We start from the raw sequence: 19,077 nt of genomic DNA, 5'->3' as shown, positions 1-19,077 counted from the left end.
GGTGTTGTCCTTACACCGTCCAATCATGATTGGTGGAGCTGGCGGGAGTTGAACCCGCGTCCGAAATTCCTACATCCTCGGTACTACATGCTTAGTCAGTCTTTACATTCGCTTGCCAGCTGCGGACGGACACGCCACTAACAAACTAGCCTGATTAAGTTTTAACGCTTCAACCCCAGGCAGGGCTTCCACGCGATCTCTTTTGGGTTTGACCTCTCTTGATCCCCGTCCTAAGAGCGGAGGCTAGGGAGAGAGGGCTCTAAGCAGGTTATTAAGCTGCTAAAGCGTAGTTTTCGTCGTTTGCGACTATTTTTTGCGGCTTTTTACGAGGCCAACCGCCCCTCGGCATGCACCTTGGGTTTCGCAAATCCCGTCGAATCCAGAATCAGCCCCAATGTGTAACGGTAAGTATACCAGATTCATGAGTGCCATGACCAGCCTCAATGGCGTTATCGTTAAAGATTTAGCACCCATGTAGCCTGATTTTTATTCGATTAAGCAATGGGATGGCAACATTTGTGTCGGATGTGATAGCCAATAAGATGTGCATTCGCGCCGCCGGAGAGGGAGGCGCGGTGAGGAGCGGGTCAATAATTGCAGTGCAGGTTTAACGGTGGGCGTTTTTCATGATACGCGCTTTATCCACCTGCCATTCGCGTTCTTTGATATCTGAACGTTTATCATGCTGTTTCTTACCTTTGGCGACGCCGATTTTTACTTTGCACCAGGCATTTTTCCAGTACAGGGAGAGCGCCACTACGGTATAGCCTTCTCGATTGACGCGACCGTACAATGAGTCCAGTTCGCGCTGGTTGAGAAGTAACTTGCGGGTACGGGTAGGATCGCACACCACATGCGTGGAGGCCACGGCCATTGGCGTGATGTTAGCGCCAAACAGAAATGCCTCTCCGTCACGCAGAAGGACGTAGCTGTCGCTGATATTGGCTTTTCCTGCGCGCAGGGATTTAACCTCCCAGCCTTGCAGGGCAAGTCCCGCTTCGAACTCTTCTTCGATAAAGTATTCGTGACGGGCGCGCTTGTTAAGCGCGATGGTCGCTGAACCAGGTTTATGTGCTTTTTTCTTCGTCATAAGCGTCGTGAATCATCGGTAATCTGAAATCGAAAACACCCCATATCAATCCTGCGGGGGACAAGGCTCTATCTTAGCATGAACCCGATGTTACCCAGCGCCGGGATAGCGTTTTTTTTACAGCAGGATAAATGATATTATTTGTTGGATTTTTGTTGATGGAAATTGTTATGCCTCAGATTAGCCGGACCGCACTGGTACCCTACAGCGCGGAGCAAATGTATCAGTTAGTGAATGACGTTCAGTCTTATCCTCAGTTTTTGCCGGGTTGTACCGGAAGTCGGATTCTGGAGTCCACTCCTGGGCAGATGACTGCGGCGGTAGATGTCTCTAAGGCTGGGATCAGCAAAACGTTTACTACCCGCAACCAGTTGACCAGTAACCAAAGTATTCTTATGAATCTGGTGGATGGGCCGTTCAAGAAATTGATCGGTGGATGGAAGTTTACGCCGCTGAGCCAGGAGGCGTGTCGTATCGAGTTTCATCTCGACTTTGAGTTTACCAATAAGTTGATTGAACTCGCCTTTGGTCGCGTGTTTAAAGAGCTGGCGGCTAATATGGTCCAGGCTTTTACGGTTCGTGCGAAAGAGGTTTACAGTGCCAGGTAAAATTGCCGTTGAGGTGGCTTATGCGCTACCTGAGAAGCAGTACCTGCAGCGTGTGACGCTGCAGGAGGGTGCGACGGTTGAAGAAGCTATTCGCGCCAGTGGCTTGCTGGAATTGCGTACCGATATCGATTTAACTAAAAACAAAGTCGGCATTTACAGCCGTCCGGCCAAACTGAGCGATACGGTGCATGATGGCGATCGGGTGGAGATTTATCGTCCTCTCATTGCCGATCCGAAAGAGCTTCGCAGGCAACGAGCAGAAAAATCAGCGAATAAATAACAGACAGAAAAAAGGTGCTCATTGAGCACCTTTTTTAACCTCTTTGAGAGCAACTTTATTATTAGTTACCACTCAGCGCAGGTTTGTTATCAATGTTGGTCAACACACCGCTACTGTTAAAGGTCAGCGTCAGCGTTTGCTGCGTTACACCTTCATGACCAGGTTGCTGGCGGAAGACATAGAACCAGGTATTTGTACCAAATGGATCGGACATCAGCGGTGTACCCAATGCGTACGCAACTTGTTGTTGCGTCATGCCAACACGTATTTTGGATACGTCGTTAGCGGTCAGATAATTCCCCTGGTTGATGTCAGGACGGTAAACCACTCGCTCCAGAGTGGAACAGCCTGCGGTCAACATCAATAGTACTGCTGCTGCAGCAGTCAGCGTTTTACAGCGCATAGTGATTTGATTCCTTTTCGGGCCCGAGCAGTACGTGGCTCATCTGTAATATGCCGATGATAATAGACCTTTCATCACTTTAAAACCTTTTGCTTTCCGGTCCTACGGCGTTTTGCTGTTTACTCTGACCGTGAAGCAGGAAAAAAGTTTACGCCGCAAGCAGTTCTTTCGCATTCGCCAGTGTGTTACGTGTGACTTCACAGCCACCAAGCAGGCGCGCCAGCTCTTGTAACCGCGCTTTTTTATCCAGGGATTGCATGTGCGTTTCTGTCATCGCACCATCGGTTTCTTTGCTGACAAAATAGTGTTGATGACCACATCCCGCGACTTGTGGCAGGTGGGTAACACACATCACCTGAGTTGATTCGCCGAGTTGACGCAGCAGTTTGCCGACAACTGCCGCTGTTGGACCGCTAATCCCTACATCCACTTCATCAAAAATCAGTGCCGGGGTTTCCATTTTACGCGCTGTGATGACCTGAATTGCCAATGCGATGCGGGACAATTCACCACCGGATGCGACTTTGGCAATAGGCTGCATTGGCTGACCTGGGTTGGTGGTTACCCGAAACTCAATACGATCAGCGCCGTCAGCGCCCAGGTGATGCTCGTCAAATTTAACATCGATCGTAAACTGCCCATGCGGCATAGAGAGTGCATGCATACTGTCGGTGATCAGCTGTGCAAGTTCTTCTGCATAGTGCTGGCGTTGCTGGTGTAACGCGCGCGCCGTTTCCAGTGCCTGCTGATGATGTTTCGTTACCGCCAGCGCGAGCGTTTCTTGTGAGTCGGCCTGATCGTCCAGTTGCTGCTGTTCTTCCAGTAGCGACTGGTAATACTGTGGCAATGCCTCAGGGCTGACGTGATGTTTACGTGCCAGCGAAATCTGTCTTGAGATGCGCTGTTCAAGTTCAAACAGTCGGTTGGGATCGAGATCCAGACGATCGCAATAGTGGCGCAGTTCATCGCTGGCTTCAGCAATCTGGATGGTAGCTTCTTCCAGCATATCAAGTACGCCGGACAGTTTGCTGTCCATGCCAATCAATTCGCTCACCAGTTGTTTAGCCGTGTAAAGCTGACTTTGCAGGTTTGCGTCTTCACCGTCGGCCATTACTGCCAATGCATTCTGGCTGGTAGTCAGCAATTGACCGCTGTTCGCCAGACGTTTGTACTCTTCGTCGATTTGCTCAAACTCTCCGGGCTGCGGATTAAATTCGTTAAGTTCTTTTAATTGGTATTGCAGCAGTTCTGCACGGGCGGCGCGTTCCTGACTTAACTGTTGATGATGCGCGAGGTCACGGCAGCTTTGATGCCACAACTGATAACGTGCGGTCATTTCCTGGAGTAGAGAGGTTTCATTGGCATAGCCATCAAGCAGGAATTTTTGGTGCTCGGGTTTGGTGAGTAACTGATGAGCGTGCTGACCATGGATCTGAATCAGCAACTGACCCAGTTCGCGCAGTTGTGAAAGAGGAACCGCTGTACCGTTGATAAAACCACGGGAGCGACCATCGCTGCTGATTACGCGACGAAGCAAACATTCATGCCCGTCTTCAAGCTGGTTTTCTTCCAGCCAGCGCAGGGCCGCTGGCGTATCTTTCAGAGAAAAACGGGCGCACAGGTCAGCGCGAGCAGCGCCGGTACGCACCATGTCGGCTTCAGCGCGACCACCGAGACAAAGACAGAGGGCATCTATTGCAATAGATTTACCCGCGCCGGTCTCGCCAGTTATTACGGTCATGCCGCTATGAAAATCAATCTCAAGCTCACGAACGATAGCAAAGTTGCTGATGGTCAGTTGTGCCAACATAGTTGTTTTCCTGTATGAAAAACCATTACTGTTATTGTGTACAGTATAAACTGGTTTTATATACAGTAAAGAGGCTGGCGTAAAATTAGAATAATTTTTTTGACCAGCCGAGCTTGGTGCTTAATGTATTGAAATAACTGTAATCTTTCGGATGAATAAGATTCAGATGGTAATCACAGCGACGAATCAGGACATCTTCACCTTCCTGAATCGGCAGTGCTATCTGGCTGTCGCAACTGATTTCCAGGTCGTTACGGCGATGCGAAAAACGCAGACGGATCGTGCTGCTGCTGTTTATGACCAGTGGTCGTGCTGACAACGTATGCGGGAACATGGGCACCAGGGTAATCGCATCCAGAGAGGGTGTCAGAATAGGACCGCCCGCAGAGAGGGAATAGGCGGTGGAGCCTGTTGGCGTCGAAATAATCAGTCCATCGGAACGCTGCGAAAACGCAAAGATCTCGTCGATATACACTTCGAACTCAATCATATGCGCCACTTTGCCAGGATGAAGTACCACTTCGTTAATCGCCGTGCTGATGCGTTTCTGGCAATCTTGCTGACAGACTTGCGCTTCCAGCAAAAAACGTTTCTCGCTGATGTAGTGGCCTTCCAGCACATCGGCTAATTGTTGCTGGGCGTTATCGGGATCAAGGTCAGTCAGGAAACCCAGGTTGCCACGGTTGATTCCAATAACTTTAATATCGTAGCGGGCGAGCGTGCGCGCCGCGCCCAGCATATTACCGTCGCCACCAACAACTACCGCGAGATCTGCCAGTTGCCCAATCTCCGCGAGCGTGCCAGTTTTCACATTCTTCAGTTGCAGTTCGTGAGCGATTTGTTGCTCAACGATGACCTCGTAACCTTTTGCGCACAGCCAGCGGTAGAGCATTTCATGTGTTGTCAGTGCAGTGGGGTGCCGTGGGTGTCCCACAATGCCAATACACTTGAAATGATTATTCATTTTTCCGAGGTCCTTGTTGCGAAGATTGATGACAATGTGAGTGCTTCCCTTGAAACCCTGAAACTGATCCCCATAATAAGCGAAGTTAGCGAGATGAATGCGAAAAAAACGCGGAGAAATTCATGAGTAGTAAAGAACAGAAAACGCCTGAGGGGCAAGCCCCGGAAGAAATTATCATGGATCAGCACGAAGAGATTGAGGCAGTTGAGCCAGAAGCTTCTGCTGAGCAGGTGGATCCGCGCGATGAAAAAATTGCGAATCTCGAAGCTCAGCTGGCTGAAGCCCAGACCCGTGAACGTGACGGCATTTTGCGCGTAAAAGCCGAAATGGAAAACCTGCGTCGTCGTACTGAACTGGATATTGAAAAAGCTCACAAATTCGCGCTGGAGAAATTCATCAACGAATTGCTGCCGGTGATTGATAGCCTGGATCGTGCGCTGGAAGTGGCTGATAAAGCTAACCCGGATATGTCCGCGATGGTTGAAGGCATTGAGCTGACGCTGAAGTCGATGTTGGATGTTGTGCGTAAGTTTGGCGTTGAAGTGATCGCCGAAACTAACGTGCCGCTGGACCCGAATGTGCATCAGGCCATCGCAATGGTGGAATCTGATGACGTTGCACCAGGTAACGTACTGGGCATTATGCAGAAGGGTTATACGCTGAACGGTCGTACAATTCGTGCGGCGATGGTTACTGTAGCGAAAGCAAAAGCTTAATTTCAGCTTTCGTAATAAATCACGGCCCAGCATGCGAATGCCGGGCCGTTTTCGTTACTCCGCCACACTCTCGCGCAGCGGTTTTACAGGAAAAACTTTTACTTGCTTAATCATATTGTCCTGTACGTCGAGAATATCGATATCGTACTCGCCAATACGCACGCGGGTGCCTGCTACCGGGATCTCCTCCAGCGCTTCCAGAATGACGCCGTTAACAGTACGAGCATCATCTTCCGGTAGATGCCAGTTAAAGGCTTTGTTAATTTCTCGCACGTTGGCGGTGCCATCGATAATTACCGACCCGTCGTTTTGCGGCGTGACCTCTTCGGCAAGTGTTGGCGACATCGACGTAGTGAAATCGCCGACAATCTCTTCCAGAATATCTTCAACCGTCACCAGCCCCTGAATGTCTCCGTACTCGTTGACGACCAGGCCGACTTTCTTTTTGTTGCGCTGAAACTTCACCAACTGCGTGCTGAGCGGCGTACCTTCCGGGACAAAATAGATTTCGTCCGCAGCACGCAGCATCGTCTCTTTGGTGAACTCTTTTTTCTCCGACATGAGTCGCCAGGCTTCACGTACTCGCAGCATACTGATGGCATCGTCCAGCGAGTCACGGTAGAGCACGATACGTCCGTGAGGTGAGTGGGAGAGTTGGCGCAGAATCGATTTCCAGTCATCGTTGATATCAATACCGATAATTTCACTGCGCGGCACCATGATGTCATCAACGGTCATTTTTTCCAGATCGAGCACCGACAGCAGCATATCCTGATTGCGACGGGAAATTTGTGAGCGCGATTCGTGCACGATAGTGCGCAACTCTTCTTTGCTCAAAGAGCCGCTAACCACGATATCGGTTTTGATACCCATCATGCGCATCAGCATACGGGTGATAGCATTCAGCAACCAGACCAGCGGCATCATCAAAATTTGCAGCGGAGCCAGCAGAAAACTACTCGGATAAGCGACTTTTTCCGGGTACAGCGCGGCAATGGTTTTCGGCAATACCTCAGCAAAAACCAGCACGACAAAAGTCAGCACACCAGTCGCAATTGCCACGCCCGCATCGCCGTACAAACGCATCCCAACAATAGTGCCTAGCGCGGAGGCAAGAATATTGACCAGGTTATTGCCGATTAACACCAGGCTAATCAGGCGGTCTGGCTTACGCAGCAATTTTTCGACGCGTTTGGCCGAGCGATTACCCTGTTTCGCCATATGTCGCAGACGATAGCGGTTGAGGGTCATCATTCCGGTTTCGGACCCGGAAAAATAGGCTGAAATGACCACCATGATGATCAGAATAATGATCAACGTAGTAGTAGAAATGTGTTCCAGGGGAAACTCCTTTTCTGGGTTTAGCTGATTAACTGCTGGACAATTCGGCTGCCGAAGTAGGCCAGTGTCAGAATGACTGCACCCGCAACGTTAAACCAGACGACGCGGCGTCCACGCCATCCTTCATGATAATGTCCCCACAGCAGCACAATATAGACAAACCACGCCACGATAGAGAGCACGGCCTTGTCGATATTTTCCATGCTAAATAAGTTGTGCATGTAGAACAGGCCAGTGCAAAGAGTGAGCGTTAGCAGCACCACGCCAATCTGCGTGATGTGGAACATTTTACGCTCGATACTCATCAATGGCGGCATTTCCTGGTTAAACGCCAGCTTCTTGTTCTTCAGTTGGTAATCAATCCACGCCAGTTGCAGCGCGTACAGGGCGGCGATAATCAGCGTGGCATAGGAAAAGAGCGATAAGCCAATGTGCACCAGCATCCCAGGCGTTGCTTCCAGATGGGTGATGTATTCATTGGGCATGAAGGTCGCCAGCGCCAGGTTGATAAGCGCAAAGGCATAGACAATGGGTAGCAGCAACCAGCCACGATTGCGAGAAGCCACAATGGTCATTACCGTACAGATCATCAAACTGACCAATGAACCAACGTTCAGCAGGCTGAGGTTTTGTCCGCTATCACCGTCGGGCAGGATGCGGGCTTCCAGAGCGATTGCGTGGCAGACCAGCGCAATGACCGCAGAAATAATAGCCATGCGCCGCCAGCCGCCGTTTTTTTGCAGCAGACCGGGAACAATCAGCGCAAGACTGACGGAGTAGGCGACAAGCGCGAGCAGAGCAAAAACGGGCATAGTAATGTCGACAGTTTGAGCAATAAGAAAGAGAAGCAGTATAGCGTCAGGTGAACGCTGCTCCAACCGTTGCATAACAACAAAGACGCCTTCATGTTATACTGCGGCAAAATACTGATGATGTGTCGCGATTGCGGCCAACCGTTTCCACCCCAGGCGAGAGACAATGTTTGATAATTTAACCGATCGTTTGTCGCGCACGCTGCGCAATATCAGTGGCCGTGGACGCCTCACTGAAGACAACGTAAAAGATACGCTGCGCGAAGTGCGCATGGCGCTGCTGGAGGCGGACGTCGCTCTGCCGGTAGTGCGTGAGTTTATCAATCGCGTAAAAGAGAAAGCGGTTGGTCATGAAGTTAATAAGAGCCTGACGCCGGGGCAGGAGTTCGTCAAAATTGTCCGTAACGAACTGGTTGCGGCGATGGGCGAAGAGAACCAGACCCTGAACCTGGCTGCGCAACCGCCTGCGGTCGTGCTGATGGCGGGCCTGCAAGGTGCCGGTAAAACAACCAGCGTTGGTAAACTCGGTAAGTTCCTGCGCGAGAAGCACAAGAAGAAAGTGCTGGTGGTTTCTGCCGACGTTTATCGTCCGGCGGCAATCAAACAGCTTGAGACGCTGGCAGAGCAGGTGGGCGTTGATTTCTTCCCTTCTGATGTTGGTCAGAAGCCGGTAGATATCGTTAACGCGGCGCTGAAAGAAGCCAAACTGAAATTCTACGACGTGCTGCTGGTGGATACAGCCGGTCGTCTGCACGTTGACGAAGCGATGATGGACGAGATCAAACAAGTCCATGCGTCGATTAATCCGGTTGAAACCCTGTTTGTGGTTGATGCCATGACTGGTCAGGATGCGGCCAATACGGCAAAAGCATTCAATGAAGCGTTACCGCTGACCGGTGTGGTACTGACTAAAGTCGACGGCGATGCTCGTGGCGGTGCGGCGCTCTCTATTCGTCACATTACGGGCAAACCGATCAAGTTCCTCGGTGTTGGCGAGAAAACCGAGGCGCTGGAGCCGTTCCATCCGGACCGCATCGCTTCCCGTATTCTCGGCATGGGCGACGTACTGTCGCTGATCGAAGATATCGAAAGCAAAGTTGACCGCGCGCAAGCTGAGAAATTAGCCAGCAAGCTGAAAAAAGGCGACGGCTTCGATCTCAATGACTTCCTTGAGCAACTGCGCCAGATGAAAAATATGGGCGGCATGGCCAGCCTGATGGGCAAACTGCCGGGCATGGGGCAGATCCCGGATAACGTCAAGTCGCAGATGGACGATAAAGTGCTGGTGCGTATGGAAGCCATCATCAACTCGATGACGATGAAAGAGCGCGCTAAGCCAGAAATCATCAAAGGTTCGCGTAAACGCCGTATCGCTGCCGGTTGCGGTATGCAGGTGCAGGACGTTAACCGTCTTCTGAAACAGTTCGACGACATGCAGCGCATGATGAAGAAAATGAAGAAGGGCGGAATGGCAAAGATGATGAGAAGCATGAAAGGGATGATGCCGCCGGGATTTCCTGGTCGCTAAATGACCTTATGCGACAGAGTTATTAACTGCTGATTGCATTTTCTCCAGAAATCAGTAAAATTTTCGGGCTTTTAATATGACACCGGACTCCGTTCCTCGATGGGGTCCGGTTGTTTTATTCACACAAGAGGATGTTATGGTAACTATTCGTTTAGCACGTCACGGCGCTAAAAAGCGTCCGTTCTACCAGGTTGTTGTCGCTGACAGCCGTAATGCACGCAACGGTCGCTTCATCGAGCGCGTTGGTTTCTTCAACCCAATCGCTAGCGAAAAAGAAGAAGGCACTCGCCTGGATCTGGATCGCATCGCTCACTGGGTTGGCCAGGGCGCAACTATTTCTGATCGCGTTGCTGCGCTGATCAAAGAAGTAAACAAAGCAGCTTAATCTGTCACGGTGGTCATGATGAGCAAACAACTCACCGCGCAAGCACCTGTTGATCCCATCGTTTTGGGAAAAATGGGTTCGTCTTACGGTATTCGTGGGTGGCTCAGAGTGTTTTCTTCCACCGAAGACGCCGAAAGCATTTTTGACTATCAGCCTTGGTTTATCCAGAAGGCGGGTCAGTGGCAGCAAGTCCAGCTGGAAAGCTGGAAGCACCACAATCAGGACATGATCATCAAGCTGAAAGGCGTTGACGATCGTGATGCGGCGAACCTGCTGACGAATTGTGAAATTGTCGTGGATTCATCGCAGTTGCCTCAGCTTGAAGAGGGTGACTACTACTGGAAAGACCTGATGGGCTGCCAGGTAGTAACCACTGAAGGCTACGATCTCGGTAAAGTCGTCGATATGATGGAAACCGGATCTAATGACGTTCTCGTCATTAAGGCAAACCTGAAAGATGCGTTTGGTATCAAGGAACGTCTTGTACCGTTCCTCGATGGGCAGGTTATCAAGAAAGTCGATCTCACTACTCGTTCAATCGAAGTAGATTGGGATCCTGGTTTTTAAACCACCGGATAAACGGTAAAAGACGGCGCTATGTGGATTGGCATAATTAGCCTGTTTCCTGAAATGTTCCGCGCAATTACCGATTACGGGGTAACTGGCCGGGCAGTTAAAAATGGCCTGCTGAGCATCCAGAGCTGGAGTCCTCGCGACTTCACGCATGACCGGCACCGTACCGTGGACGATCGTCCTTACGGCGGCGGACCGGGGATGTTAATGATGGTGCAACCCTTGCGGGACGCCATTCATGCAGCAAAAGCCGCGGCGGGTGAAGGCGCAAAGGTGATTTATCTGTCACCACAGGGACGCAAGCTTGATCAAGCGGGCGTCAGCGAGCTGGCAACGAATCAAAAATTGATTCTGGTGTGCGGTCGCTACGAAGGTATAGATGAGCGCGTGATCCAAACCGAAATTGATGAAGAATGGTCAATCGGCGATTACGTTCTCAGTGGTGGTGAGTTACCAGCAATGACGCTGATTGACTCCGTTTCCCGGTTTATTCCGGGAGTACTGGGACATGAGGCCTCGGCAACGGAAGATTCCTTTGCTGAAGGATTGCTGGATTGCCCGCACTATACGCGGCCTGAGGTGTTAGAAGGGATGGAAGTTCCGCCAGTGTTACTGTCGGGCAACCATGCCGAGATACGTCGCTGGCGTTTGAAACAGTCGCTGGGCCGTACCTGGCTTAGAAGACCTGAACTTCTGGAAAACCTGGCTCTGACTGAAGAGCAAGCAAGGTTGCTGGCGGAGTTCAAAACGGAACACGCACAACAGCAACATAAACATGATGGGATGGCGTAAGCCCCCGAGATATCAGTTTACCCAGGATAAGAGATTAAATTATGAGCAACATTATTAAGCAACTTGAACAAGAGCAGATGAAGCAGGACGTACCTTCCTTCCGTCCGGGTGATACCGTGGAAGTGAAAGTATGGGTTGTTGAAGGTTCCAAAAAACGTCTGCAGGCATTCGAGGGCGTGGTTATCGCTATTCGTAACCGCGGTCTGCACTCTGCATTCACTGTTCGTAAAATTTCCAACGGCGAAGGCGTTGAGCGTGTCTTCCAGACTCACTCTCCGGTAGTTGACAGCATTTCTGTCAAACGTCGTGGTGCTGTTCGTAAAGCTAAACTGTACTACCTGCGTGAGCGTACTGGTAAGGCTGCTCGTATCAAAGAGCGTCTTAACTAAGATTTCGCTTAAGCGACATCCTGTTAAGAAGGGCTGGCCAATTGGCTGGCCCTTTTTTTATCTATCAAAATTGCGTTTACGGTGCACTAATCACCACAGCGACGCGGCGGTTCTCGGCGCGGCCCTGGGCGGTCTTGTTACTGGCTATGGGATATTTTTTTCCTAAACCCTGTGTGGTGAGATTGCTGCGCGGAATTTGTCCACCCATAGCCCATGCATCGGCCACGACATTCGCCCGTTTTAATGATAAGACTTCGTTGTAACTGTCTTCACCATAGTTGTCGGTGTGTCCATCCATACGGGCATGTGTTAGCCCTGTCGAGGCCAATTTGGCTGCCATGGTTTGGATTTGTTGCTGGCTTTCCGGGAGCAATTTGTAGTCATTTTTTGCGAACAGAATGGCATCTGATAAGCCCAGCGACCAGTCGCCGGCGGATTCAGTAAATCCATAAGATTGCATAGCGGCGACTTGCTCAGGAGTAAACTTTCCCTGAGGGGACTGGCAGCCAGTAAGTATTAGCGAGGTGAAAATCAGGGGTGCTACCAGGTGCTTTATCATATCGATATATCCTTGTTATCTCACCAGCTTTTCGGCACGCTGGTGTTTGGCCTGATACATATTGTGATCGGCAAGCTCTTGTAAATTTTCCGCAGAGGCGTGCTCAATGGTCATCGCGTAACCAATGCTTAATGTCATGGTAGTCTGATGGCCATTATGAAGATCAAACGGGAGATTAAAAATTTGTGTCAGTGCTGAGCATATCTGCTGCACTTCAGATTCCGATTGTACATCATAGAGCACCATAGCGAATTCATCGCCGCCCAGGCGGTATGCTTTATGTCGCAGCCCGCCAAATTCAGTTAACCGTTTTGCTATTTCAATCAAGACTCTATCGCCCGTCGCATGACCCCAGGTATCATTGATATATTTGAAATTATCGCCATCAAGAAATAGTAACGCCGACGTTTTTCGGGCATCGGAACTGTTCATCAACGTGTTGATACCGCTACGAAACGCTGCGCGGTTAGCCAGCCCGGTTAATGGGTCATGTAGTGCGGTACGTAGAAGCTGCGCATTTTTGGCCTGTAAACGAAGCTGCCACTCTTCCATTTCATCCAGCAGACTGTTGAAGTCGAGAGCGAAGCGGTGAAACTCTGCGATACGTTCTTCCGAAACTCGTCGGGAAAAATTGCGGTTGGAACGCACATCATGTACGACATCGGTGATGTTTTTTAACGCTTCAACCAGACCATTGTGCAAATGGCGGGTGAGGGTAATTGCGATGCCTGACGCTAGCAGAATGCAGGCGGTCAGGACAGCGAGCGAAAACCAGATGAAATGGCTGATTGAACTGTCGCGAGCGGTTAAGCGAACTTCGCCAATGGTTTCACCATTGTGACGAATCGGCTGAATGATGGGGGCAGGGAAGAGCCAGTGGCTTATGAAATTACTGAAAGTATCGCCTGGATCCTTACGGGTGTAATGCCAGGATGCCAGAATATTTTGCTGCTTATCACGCACTTCTGCAGTTGAAAATTGGCCTTGCTGCCCCAGCGCTGCCAGTGTTTCAGTTGCTGCAGGGCCATCGGCAAAAACGACCGCTGCTTCCAGACTGTAAGTCATTGTTGCTGCTGTCAGTGCCAGGTTTTTTTGCGCGTACTGTTTCAGGGTCAGCACCGAGGTCACGGAAAGCAGCAACCAGATCAGCATCATAGTGATAAATATGCTGGTCATACTGATGTTGCGTAATGCTCTTTTAAACGTGGGGCGCTTATTAAGAGAATTATCGTTATCCATCATTTTTCTTCCGTGCGAGCATTAAGACATCCGGGTTGACCTTTACACCGCTACGCGATAAGGCATCCAGGTTTACGGCAAATCTGACGTCATTATTGTGGATGATTAGACAAAAGGCGCTACCAATAATGCACTCGGTATTTTGTTCGGCAATTAATAATAACGCCTTTGACGGATATTGTTCGGTTAATTCCATCTGGAATGTCGGTGACTCGTTGCCAAAATAAAAACCATTGCAGCCTGAAATCATCGCCTCTTGTTGAGTGTGAATGATGACAGGTAGATAAGGCAAAGATGTCGTACCATTCTCTTGTAGGGCGTTACTAAAATGTGAAGATGAAAAGATACATAACTTTGGTGGCCCTGATAGCGCAGGCCAGCGGGTGTAACTGACAATACCGGAAACCATCATACGCACGTTTTTCGCAACGTCAGAAGGTTCCTGAGCGAGTATTGGTGCTCCTGTCAGCAGGAGAATCAGCAGTAAGAACAGTCGGTGAGAAAAACGCATTCAGGGATCCTCACCATCTTCGCTCGAAATGCATCGATATTTTTTCAGAATGCTCATTAAAATATCATTCTTTCATGCGGTCGTCATCAATGTGAGAAATAAAACACAATGAGTAGAATCTCATGTTTAATTTATTTGTGGGGGTTTAATTAATTTAATCGTATTGTGCTGGCATTTTCATCAGCCCCTTTTTGCCATACTTCATGCAGTTGGCTGGCATTTTCAACATTGTTGCAGCTGGCAGGAAAGCTTTTACCGGAAAGTCCTCGGGCATAAGTAAAATCGGTCTGGCAAGTTTTCTTTTGTCCTTCGGCATATCCTTTAAGGTATAGACCGCGATCCGCCTGTGAATCGCTAAATGCATCGTCATCTTTTATGGCGTTGCCCGATATCGCATCTTCCATACCAACATCATACCAGTCGGTGCTGGTCAAGGTTGGCGCGTGAGTATAAGGATCAATCTGACATCCGCTAACCAGTAAAGCCAACAAGGGGGCGATAAACTTTTTCATCATTTCTTTCTCCTTTTTCAAAGCATAGCGGATTGTTTTCAAAGGTGGTGTAAATTTATTTATACATAAACAAGGGTTAAAAGCGCGAATAAATTGCTTTTGTAAAGAAAAATGTACGAAATATGGATTGAAAACTTTACTTTATGTGTTATCGTTACGTCATCCTCGCTGAGGATCAACTATCGCAAACGAGCATAAACAGGATCGCCATCATGCAAAAAGACGCGCTGAATAACGTACATATTACCGACGAACAAGTTTTAATGACTCCGGAACAACTGAAGGCCGCTTTTCCATTAAGCCTGCAACAGGAAGCCCAGATTGCTGACTCGCGTAAAACCATTTCAGATATTATCGCCGGGCGCGATCCTCGTCTGTTGGTAGTATGTGGTCCTTGTTCCATTCATGATCCGGAAACTGCTCTGGAATATGCTCGTCGATTTAAAGCCCTTGCCGCAGAGGTCAGCGATAGCCTCTATCTGGTAATGCGCGTCTATTTTGAAAAACCCCGTACCACTGTCGGTTGGAAAGGGTTGATTAACGATCCCCATATGGATGGCTCTTTTGATGTAGAAGCCGGGCTGCAGATCGCGCGTAAATTGCTGCTTGAGCTGGTGAATATGGGACTGCCACTGGCGACGGAAGCGTTAGATCCTAATAGCCCGCAATACCTGGGCGATCTGTTTAGCTGGTCAGCAATTGGTGCTCGTACAACGGAATCGCAAACACACCGTGAAATGGCCTCCGGGCTTTCCATGCCGGTTGGTTTTAAAAACGGCACCGACGGCAGCCTTGCAACGGCTATTAACGCTATGCGTGCCGCCGCCCAGCCGCACCGTTTTGTTGGCATTAACCAGGCAGGGCAGGTTGCGTTGCTACAAACTCAGGGGAATCCGGACGGGCATGTGATCCTGCGCGGTGGTAAAGCGCCGAACTATAGCCCTGCGGATGTTGCGCAATGTGAAAAAGAGATGGAACAGGCGGGACTGCGCCCGTCTCTGATGGTAGATTGCAGCCACGGTAATTCCAATAAAGATTATCGCCGTCAGCCTGCGGTGGCAGAATCCGTGGTTGCTCAAATCAAAGATGGCAATCGCTCAATTATTGGTCTGATGATCGAAAGTAATATCCACGAGGGCAATCAGTCTTCCGAGCAACCGCGCAGTGAAATGAAATACGGTGTATCCGTAACCGATGCCTGTATTAGCTGGGAAATGACCGATGCCTTGCTGCGTGAAATTCATCAGGATCTGAACGGGCAGCTGACGGCTCGCGTGGCTTAAGAGGTTTATTATGGTTGCTGAATTGACCGCATTACGCGATCAAATTGATGAAGTCGATAAAGCGCTGCTGAATTTATTAGCGAAGCGTCTGGAACTGGTTGCTGAAGTTGGCGAGGTGAAAAGCCGCTTTGGACTGCCTATTTATGTTCCGGAGCGCGAGGCATCTATGCTGGCCTCGCGGCGTGCAGAGGCGGAAGCTCTGGGTGTACCGCCAGATCTGATTGAGGATGTTTTGCGTCGGGTGATGCGTGAATCTTACTCCAGTGAAAACGACAAAGGATTTAAAACACTTTGTCCGTCACTGCGTCCGGTGGTTATCGTCGGCGGTGGCGGTCAGATGGGACGCCTGTTCGAGAAGATGCTGACACTATCGGGTTATCAGGTGCGGATTCTGGAGCAACATGATTGGGATCGAGCGGCTGATATTGTTGCCGATGCCGGAATGGTGATTGTTAGTGTGCCAATCCACGTTACTGAGCAAGTTATCGGCAAATTACCGCCTTTACCGAAAGATTGTATTCTGGTTGATCTGGCATCGGTGAAAAATGGACCATTACAGGCCATGCTGGCGGCGCACGATGGCCCGGTACTGGGGTTACACCCGATGTTCGGCCCGGACAGCGGTAGCCTGGCAAAGCAAGTTGTGGTCTGGTGTGATGGACGTAAGCCGGAAGCATACCAATGGTTTCTGGAGCAAATTCAGGTATGGGGCGCTCGGTTGCATCGTATTAGCGCTGTCGAGCACGATCAGAATATGGCGTTTATTCAGGCTCTGCGCCACTTTGCTACTTTTGCTTACGGGCTGCACCTGGCAGAAGAAAATGTTCAGCTTGAGCAACTTCTGGCGCTCTCTTCGCCGATTTACCGCCTTGAGCTGGCGATGGTCGGGCGACTGTTTGCTCAGGATCCGCAGCTTTATGCCGACATCATTATGTCGTCAGAGCGTAATCTGGCGTTAATCAAACGTTACTATAAGCGTTTCGGCGAGGCGATTGAGTTGCTGGAGCAGGGCGATAAGCAGGCGTTTATTGACAGTTTCCGCAAGGTGGAGCACTGGTTCGGCGATTACGCACAGCGTTTTCAGAGTGAAAGCCGCGTGTTATTGCGTCAGGCGAATGACAATCGCCAGTAATAATCCAGTGCCGGATGATTCACATCATCCGGCACTTTTTCATCAGGTTGGATCAACAGGCACTACGTTCTCACTTGGGTAACAGCCCAATACCTTCATCGAACGGGTGATTTCCCCTAACTCTTTCAATGCTTTTTGCATTTCCGCTGATTCAAGATTGGCCTGAATATCCAGATAAAACATCTCTTCCCACGGATTACCGTGAATCGGACGTGATTCCAGACGGGTCATAATTAGACTGTGGTTGCGCAGTACCAGCAACGCTTCAACCAGTGCACCAGCTTGTTGTCCGGTCGCCATTAACAACGTCGTTTTCGCTGGAACCTGGTCAGACACGTTAATGGCTTTACGTGCCAACACCACAAATCGGGTGAAGTTTTGTCGCTGATTCGCTTCAATACGCTCCAGTACCTGCAAACCGTACAAAGTGCCGCCAGCTTCGCTTCCCAACGCAGCAACATGCGGTGATTTTGCCTGTGCAACCTTTTCCATTGCCGCAGACGTACTTTCGGTATATTCAATCTTCCAGTGCGGATAACGATTAAGGAATTTGCTGCATTGCTGGAATGGCTGCGGATGGCTGTAGACCGTATTGATGGTGGATAAATCAGTAGTGCCGGAGACCAACAAACAATGGTCGATAGTTAACGTCATCTCGCCAACAATCGACAAACTGGTATGTTGCAGCAGATCGTAAACGTCATTTATGGCACCGGAGCTGGTATTTTCAATCGGTACGACGGCATAGTCGGCCTGGCCGGTTTCCACCTGATTAAAAATATCGGCAAATTTGGCGCAGCCACTTTCAATGAATTGCTCAAAGTGACGGGCAGCATACTGGCGCGCCGCAAGATGGGAATAAGAACCTTTGGGGCCGAGAAAAGCGATGCGTGCTGAGTGCGGATTAATTTTATTGAGATGTTGCTGGAGCAAAGCCTGCTGAGTTAATACGGAATCTTCAATGATGAGCTGGAACAGGCGAGTAATGTAATGGGCGTCCAGATGGTGCGCTTTACCGAGCGTAATTAATCTTTCCAGCAAATCGCGTTCACGATCAATATCACGTACCGGGCGATGCGAGAGTAGTTTGGCTTTTCCCACCTCGACGGCCAGTTCGCGTCGCTCTGCCAGTAATGCTAATAATTTTTCATCCAGCGCGCTGATTTTCTCTCGCAGCGCCAGTAACGGGTTTTCCGATGTCATAGTGTTGCCTTTTTGTTATCAATAAAAAAGGCCCCCCGATTTGGGAGGCCTTATTGTTCGTCTTCGCATTCTGTTTCACACGACGAAACGCCTCCCATTCAGGGGAAGGTAAAAAAGAATGCGAAGAAAAACGGTGTGTGTTTCATGTTTGTTTCCTTAAGTGACTTTAGTACAGTACCCGTACTGTTTTCACGCTGTCAACAAAAAACGCGCCCGAAGGCGCGTTGGCGATACACTCAATATAAAGGACTACTCTTCTTCAACTTCTTCGACGAAGTTGGCGTCTTTCACCGATGTTGCGGCACGACGTGCTTCGCCTTTGTGCTGCAGTTTATTGAGCTGCCGTTCCAGCTTGTTGATCAATTCGTTAATTGCGGTGTACATATCTTCATGTTTACCACTGGCAACCAGAACGCCGTTAGGTGTATTGATTGTGGCGTCAGCAACAAACCCTTGTGGCTCTTTGGACAGAATGATATGTGGATTAATCAGATGTGTTTGCCATTTTTCCAGTTTGGCGAGACGGTCTGCGACATGTTGGCGGATGGCCGGAGTAATTTCCATTTGTTTGCTGGTAATGTTCATTGTCATAAATTTTACCTCTTGTCTTCCCGTCTTGGTGAATTCAGCATACCGTTCCTGATGTCAAAATGTGTGATGGAAATCTCATAATTTTGTCACTTTTTGTCAACGAATCTTTTTTGTGAGAAATCGCAGGAAGAGGTGTTTTTTTACTTGAGGAATATCTCAAAGCGAGCCATATTTGATGAGATCGATAGTGACTAAATCGCTTCAGTTTCACAACTAACAGAATAAAAAAACGGCAGCTCAAGGCTGTAATGCCAGTCAGTTAAGCAACTGACTGGCTCTTTTTCGGGGCTGTGGGGTATTTCCAGGGCCTCTCCTTTACCACTCTCGGGAAGGCCCTTTCCCTTCTTGTCGGTAAT

At 49.6% G+C, this 19,077-nt stretch carries 24 protein-coding genes, 1 other RNA gene and 1 other annotated feature; of the genes, 10 read left to right on the top strand and 15 right to left on the bottom strand.

Annotated elements, in window-relative coordinates; translation table 11 throughout:
- Positions 1 to 30: 30 nt before the first annotated feature.
- Both ssrA and smpB read right to left on the bottom strand, forming a co-directional pair.
- Positions 31 to 393: a transfer-messenger RNA gene (gene ssrA / locus ACJHX7_RS22065) on the bottom strand.
- A gap of 214 nt (positions 394 to 607) precedes the next feature.
- On the bottom strand, positions 608 to 1,090 hold the full coding sequence (gene smpB, locus ACJHX7_RS22060; RefSeq protein WP_000162574.1) for an SsrA-binding protein SmpB: 483 nt from the start codon (positions 1,088 to 1,090) through the stop codon (positions 608 to 610).
- Positions 1,091 to 1,260: 170 nt separating this feature from the next.
- Between smpB and ratA the strand changes: the two genes are divergently transcribed.
- Positions 1,261 to 1,698: a type II toxin-antitoxin system toxin RatA gene (ratA, locus tag ACJHX7_RS22055; RefSeq protein ID WP_001300750.1), complete on the top strand. Its 438-nt coding sequence runs from the start codon at positions 1,261 to 1,263 to the stop codon at positions 1,696 to 1,698.
- Positions 1,688 to 1,978 carry an RnfH family protein gene (locus tag ACJHX7_RS22050; RefSeq protein ID WP_001117840.1) on the top strand — a complete coding sequence of 97 codons (291 nt, stop codon included), beginning with the start codon at positions 1,688 to 1,690 and terminating at the stop codon, positions 1,976 to 1,978. The genes ratA and ACJHX7_RS22050 overlap by 11 nt, the downstream gene beginning before the upstream one ends.
- A 61-nt stretch (positions 1,979 to 2,039) precedes the next feature.
- On the opposite strand, the gene bamE is transcribed toward ACJHX7_RS22050, so the two are convergent.
- The 3 genes from bamE to nadK all read right to left on the bottom strand — a co-directional run bounded on the left by bamE (position 2,040) and on the right by nadK (position 5,155).
- A complete protein-coding gene (gene bamE, locus ACJHX7_RS22045) occupies positions 2,040 to 2,381 on the bottom strand; it encodes an outer membrane protein assembly factor BamE (protein WP_001203437.1) in 342 nt (113 codons plus the stop codon).
- Between the two features lie 148 nt (positions 2,382 to 2,529).
- Entirely contained in the window at positions 2,530 to 4,191 is a 1,662-nt protein-coding gene (recN, locus tag ACJHX7_RS22040; RefSeq protein WP_094030045.1) for a DNA repair protein RecN, read from the bottom strand.
- 85 nt (positions 4,192 to 4,276) lie between these two features.
- Positions 4,277 to 5,155: an NAD(+) kinase gene (nadK, locus tag ACJHX7_RS22035; RefSeq protein WP_001059146.1), complete on the bottom strand. Its 879-nt coding sequence runs from the start codon at positions 5,153 to 5,155 to the stop codon at positions 4,277 to 4,279.
- 122 nt (positions 5,156 to 5,277) lie between these two features.
- Between nadK and grpE the strand changes: the two genes are divergently transcribed.
- Entirely contained in the window at positions 5,278 to 5,871 is a 594-nt protein-coding gene (gene grpE, locus ACJHX7_RS22030) for a nucleotide exchange factor GrpE (protein WP_001296310.1), read from the top strand.
- A gap of 54 nt (positions 5,872 to 5,925) precedes the next feature.
- On the opposite strand, the gene ACJHX7_RS22025 is transcribed toward grpE, so the two are convergent.
- Both ACJHX7_RS22025 and ACJHX7_RS22020 read right to left on the bottom strand, forming a co-directional pair.
- Positions 5,926 to 7,212, bottom strand: a complete 1,287-nt coding sequence (locus ACJHX7_RS22025; protein ID WP_010723175.1) for an HlyC/CorC family transporter — start codon at positions 7,210 to 7,212, stop codon at positions 5,926 to 5,928.
- Positions 7,213 to 7,232: 20 nt separating this feature from the next.
- Positions 7,233 to 8,024, bottom strand: coding sequence for an inner membrane protein YpjD (locus tag ACJHX7_RS22020; RefSeq protein WP_001338897.1), 792 nt, complete (start codon positions 8,022 to 8,024; stop codon positions 7,233 to 7,235).
- 166 nt (positions 8,025 to 8,190) lie between these two features.
- Between ACJHX7_RS22020 and ffh the strand changes: the two genes are divergently transcribed.
- The 5 genes from ffh to rplS all read left to right on the top strand — a co-directional run bounded on the left by ffh (position 8,191) and on the right by rplS (position 11,691).
- Complete coding sequence (ffh, locus tag ACJHX7_RS22015; protein ID WP_000460035.1) at positions 8,191 to 9,552, top strand: signal recognition particle protein; 1,362 nt, start codon at positions 8,191 to 8,193, stop codon at positions 9,550 to 9,552.
- Between the two features lie 136 nt (positions 9,553 to 9,688).
- Positions 9,689 to 9,937 (top strand): 30S ribosomal protein S16, encoded by a 249-nt coding sequence (gene rpsP / locus ACJHX7_RS22010; RefSeq protein WP_000256450.1) that lies wholly within the window; start codon positions 9,689 to 9,691, stop codon positions 9,935 to 9,937.
- An 18-nt stretch (positions 9,938 to 9,955) separates the two neighbouring features.
- Entirely contained in the window at positions 9,956 to 10,504 is a 549-nt protein-coding gene (gene rimM / locus ACJHX7_RS22005; protein WP_000043335.1) for a ribosome maturation factor RimM, read from the top strand.
- 30 nt (positions 10,505 to 10,534) lie between these two features.
- A complete protein-coding gene (gene trmD / locus ACJHX7_RS22000; RefSeq protein WP_000264777.1) occupies positions 10,535 to 11,302 on the top strand; it encodes a tRNA (guanosine(37)-N1)-methyltransferase TrmD in 768 nt (255 codons plus the stop codon).
- 41 nt (positions 11,303 to 11,343) lie between these two features.
- A complete protein-coding gene (gene rplS, locus ACJHX7_RS21995) occupies positions 11,344 to 11,691 on the top strand; it encodes a 50S ribosomal protein L19 (RefSeq protein WP_000065253.1) in 348 nt (115 codons plus the stop codon).
- 76 nt (positions 11,692 to 11,767) lie between these two features.
- On the opposite strand, the gene ACJHX7_RS21990 is transcribed toward rplS, so the two are convergent.
- The 4 genes from ACJHX7_RS21990 to ACJHX7_RS21975 all read right to left on the bottom strand — a co-directional run bounded on the left by ACJHX7_RS21990 (position 11,768) and on the right by ACJHX7_RS21975 (position 14,515).
- Complete coding sequence (locus tag ACJHX7_RS21990) at positions 11,768 to 12,250, bottom strand: OmpA family protein (RefSeq protein ID WP_000589833.1); 483 nt, start codon at positions 12,248 to 12,250, stop codon at positions 11,768 to 11,770.
- A gap of 15 nt (positions 12,251 to 12,265) precedes the next feature.
- On the bottom strand, positions 12,266 to 13,492 hold the full coding sequence (gene dgcN, locus ACJHX7_RS21985; RefSeq protein ID WP_077770330.1) for a diguanylate cyclase DgcN: 1,227 nt from the start codon (positions 13,490 to 13,492) through the stop codon (positions 12,266 to 12,268).
- Positions 13,482 to 14,000 (bottom strand): YfiR family protein, encoded by a 519-nt coding sequence (locus ACJHX7_RS21980; RefSeq protein ID WP_001212386.1) that lies wholly within the window; start codon positions 13,998 to 14,000, stop codon positions 13,482 to 13,484. The genes dgcN and ACJHX7_RS21980 overlap by 11 nt, the downstream gene beginning before the upstream one ends.
- A 149-nt stretch (positions 14,001 to 14,149) precedes the next feature.
- Positions 14,150 to 14,515: a DUF2799 domain-containing protein gene (locus tag ACJHX7_RS21975; RefSeq protein ID WP_001353010.1), complete on the bottom strand. Its 366-nt coding sequence runs from the start codon at positions 14,513 to 14,515 to the stop codon at positions 14,150 to 14,152.
- A gap of 209 nt (positions 14,516 to 14,724) precedes the next feature.
- Here ACJHX7_RS21975 and aroF point away from each other — a divergent pair, with 209 nt between their 5' ends.
- Both aroF and tyrA read left to right on the top strand, forming a co-directional pair.
- Positions 14,725 to 15,795 carry a 3-deoxy-7-phosphoheptulonate synthase AroF gene (gene aroF / locus ACJHX7_RS21970; protein ID WP_001168045.1) on the top strand — a complete coding sequence of 357 codons (1,071 nt, stop codon included), beginning with the start codon at positions 14,725 to 14,727 and terminating at the stop codon, positions 15,793 to 15,795.
- Between the two features lie 10 nt (positions 15,796 to 15,805).
- On the top strand, positions 15,806 to 16,927 hold the full coding sequence (tyrA, locus tag ACJHX7_RS21965; protein WP_000225221.1) for a bifunctional chorismate mutase/prephenate dehydrogenase: 1,122 nt from the start codon (positions 15,806 to 15,808) through the stop codon (positions 16,925 to 16,927).
- Between the two features lie 42 nt (positions 16,928 to 16,969).
- Here the strand turns inward: tyrA and pheA are convergent, their stop codons facing one another.
- From pheA to ACJHX7_RS21945, 4 genes are all read right to left on the bottom strand, one after another.
- Positions 16,970 to 18,130 carry a bifunctional chorismate mutase/prephenate dehydratase gene (gene pheA, locus ACJHX7_RS21960; RefSeq protein ID WP_000200124.1) on the bottom strand — a complete coding sequence of 387 codons (1,161 nt, stop codon included), beginning with the start codon at positions 18,128 to 18,130 and terminating at the stop codon, positions 16,970 to 16,972.
- A gap of 21 nt (positions 18,131 to 18,151) precedes the next feature.
- Positions 18,152 to 18,277, bottom strand: a sequence feature (Phe leader region).
- Entirely contained in the window at positions 18,229 to 18,276 is a 48-nt protein-coding gene (gene pheL, locus ACJHX7_RS21955; protein ID WP_001386991.1) for a pheA operon leader peptide PheL, read from the bottom strand. Its footprint overlaps the feature before it by 48 nt.
- Before the next feature lie 102 nt (positions 18,278 to 18,379).
- Positions 18,380 to 18,721, bottom strand: a complete 342-nt coding sequence (gene raiA / locus ACJHX7_RS21950) for a ribosome-associated translation inhibitor RaiA (RefSeq protein WP_000178456.1) — start codon at positions 18,719 to 18,721, stop codon at positions 18,380 to 18,382.
- Between the two features lie 259 nt (positions 18,722 to 18,980).
- A partial coding sequence (locus tag ACJHX7_RS21945) for a hypothetical protein (protein ID WP_223963258.1) occupies positions 18,981 to 19,077 on the bottom strand: 97 nt, incomplete at its 5' end.

The sequence above is a fragment of the Escherichia sp. WS1451 genome, assembly GCF_046487365.1.
In the GTDB taxonomy this organism is placed as follows: Bacteria; Pseudomonadota; Gammaproteobacteria; order Enterobacterales; family Enterobacteriaceae; genus Escherichia; species Escherichia coli.
The sequence above is the reverse complement of the archived record's forward strand: the minus strand, read 5'-3'. Positions and strand labels throughout refer to the sequence as shown.

Coding starts and splice junctions, on each gene's coding strand:
- ffh (WP_000460035.1), top strand. CDS start 8,191: ATGTTTGATAATTTAACCGATCGTTTGTCGCGCACGCTGCGCAATATC.
- smpB (WP_000162574.1), bottom strand. CDS start 1,090: ATGACGAAGAAAAAAGCACATAAACCTGGTTCAGCGACCATCGCGCTT.
- nadK (WP_001059146.1), bottom strand. CDS start 5,155: ATGAATAATCATTTCAAGTGTATTGGCATTGTGGGACACCCACGGCAC.
- rplS (WP_000065253.1), top strand. CDS start 11,344: ATGAGCAACATTATTAAGCAACTTGAACAAGAGCAGATGAAGCAGGAC.
- ACJHX7_RS21980 (WP_001212386.1), bottom strand. CDS start 14,000: ATGCGTTTTTCTCACCGACTGTTCTTACTGCTGATTCTCCTGCTGACA.
- raiA (WP_000178456.1), bottom strand. CDS start 18,721: ATGACAATGAACATTACCAGCAAACAAATGGAAATTACTCCGGCCATC.
- ACJHX7_RS21990 (WP_000589833.1), bottom strand. CDS start 12,250: ATGATAAAGCACCTGGTAGCACCCCTGATTTTCACCTCGCTAATACTT.
- rimM (WP_000043335.1), top strand. CDS start 9,956: ATGAGCAAACAACTCACCGCGCAAGCACCTGTTGATCCCATCGTTTTG.
- ratA (WP_001300750.1), top strand. CDS start 1,261: ATGCCTCAGATTAGCCGGACCGCACTGGTACCCTACAGCGCGGAGCAA.
- recN (WP_094030045.1), bottom strand. CDS start 4,191: ATGTTGGCACAACTGACCATCAGCAACTTTGCTATCGTTCGTGAGCTT.
- bamE (WP_001203437.1), bottom strand. CDS start 2,381: ATGCGCTGTAAAACGCTGACTGCTGCAGCAGCAGTACTATTGATGTTG.
- pheA (WP_000200124.1), bottom strand. CDS start 18,130: ATGACATCGGAAAACCCGTTACTGGCGCTGCGAGAGAAAATCAGCGCG.
- grpE (WP_001296310.1), top strand. CDS start 5,278: ATGAGTAGTAAAGAACAGAAAACGCCTGAGGGGCAAGCCCCGGAAGAA.
- ACJHX7_RS21975 (WP_001353010.1), bottom strand. CDS start 14,515: ATGATGAAAAAGTTTATCGCCCCCTTGTTGGCTTTACTGGTTAGCGGA.
- tyrA (WP_000225221.1), top strand. CDS start 15,806: ATGGTTGCTGAATTGACCGCATTACGCGATCAAATTGATGAAGTCGAT.
- dgcN (WP_077770330.1), bottom strand. CDS start 13,492: ATGATGGATAACGATAATTCTCTTAATAAGCGCCCCACGTTTAAAAGA.
- ACJHX7_RS22020 (WP_001338897.1), bottom strand. CDS start 8,024: ATGCCCGTTTTTGCTCTGCTCGCGCTTGTCGCCTACTCCGTCAGTCTT.
- rpsP (WP_000256450.1), top strand. CDS start 9,689: ATGGTAACTATTCGTTTAGCACGTCACGGCGCTAAAAAGCGTCCGTTC.
- aroF (WP_001168045.1), top strand. CDS start 14,725: ATGCAAAAAGACGCGCTGAATAACGTACATATTACCGACGAACAAGTT.
- trmD (WP_000264777.1), top strand. CDS start 10,535: ATGTGGATTGGCATAATTAGCCTGTTTCCTGAAATGTTCCGCGCAATT.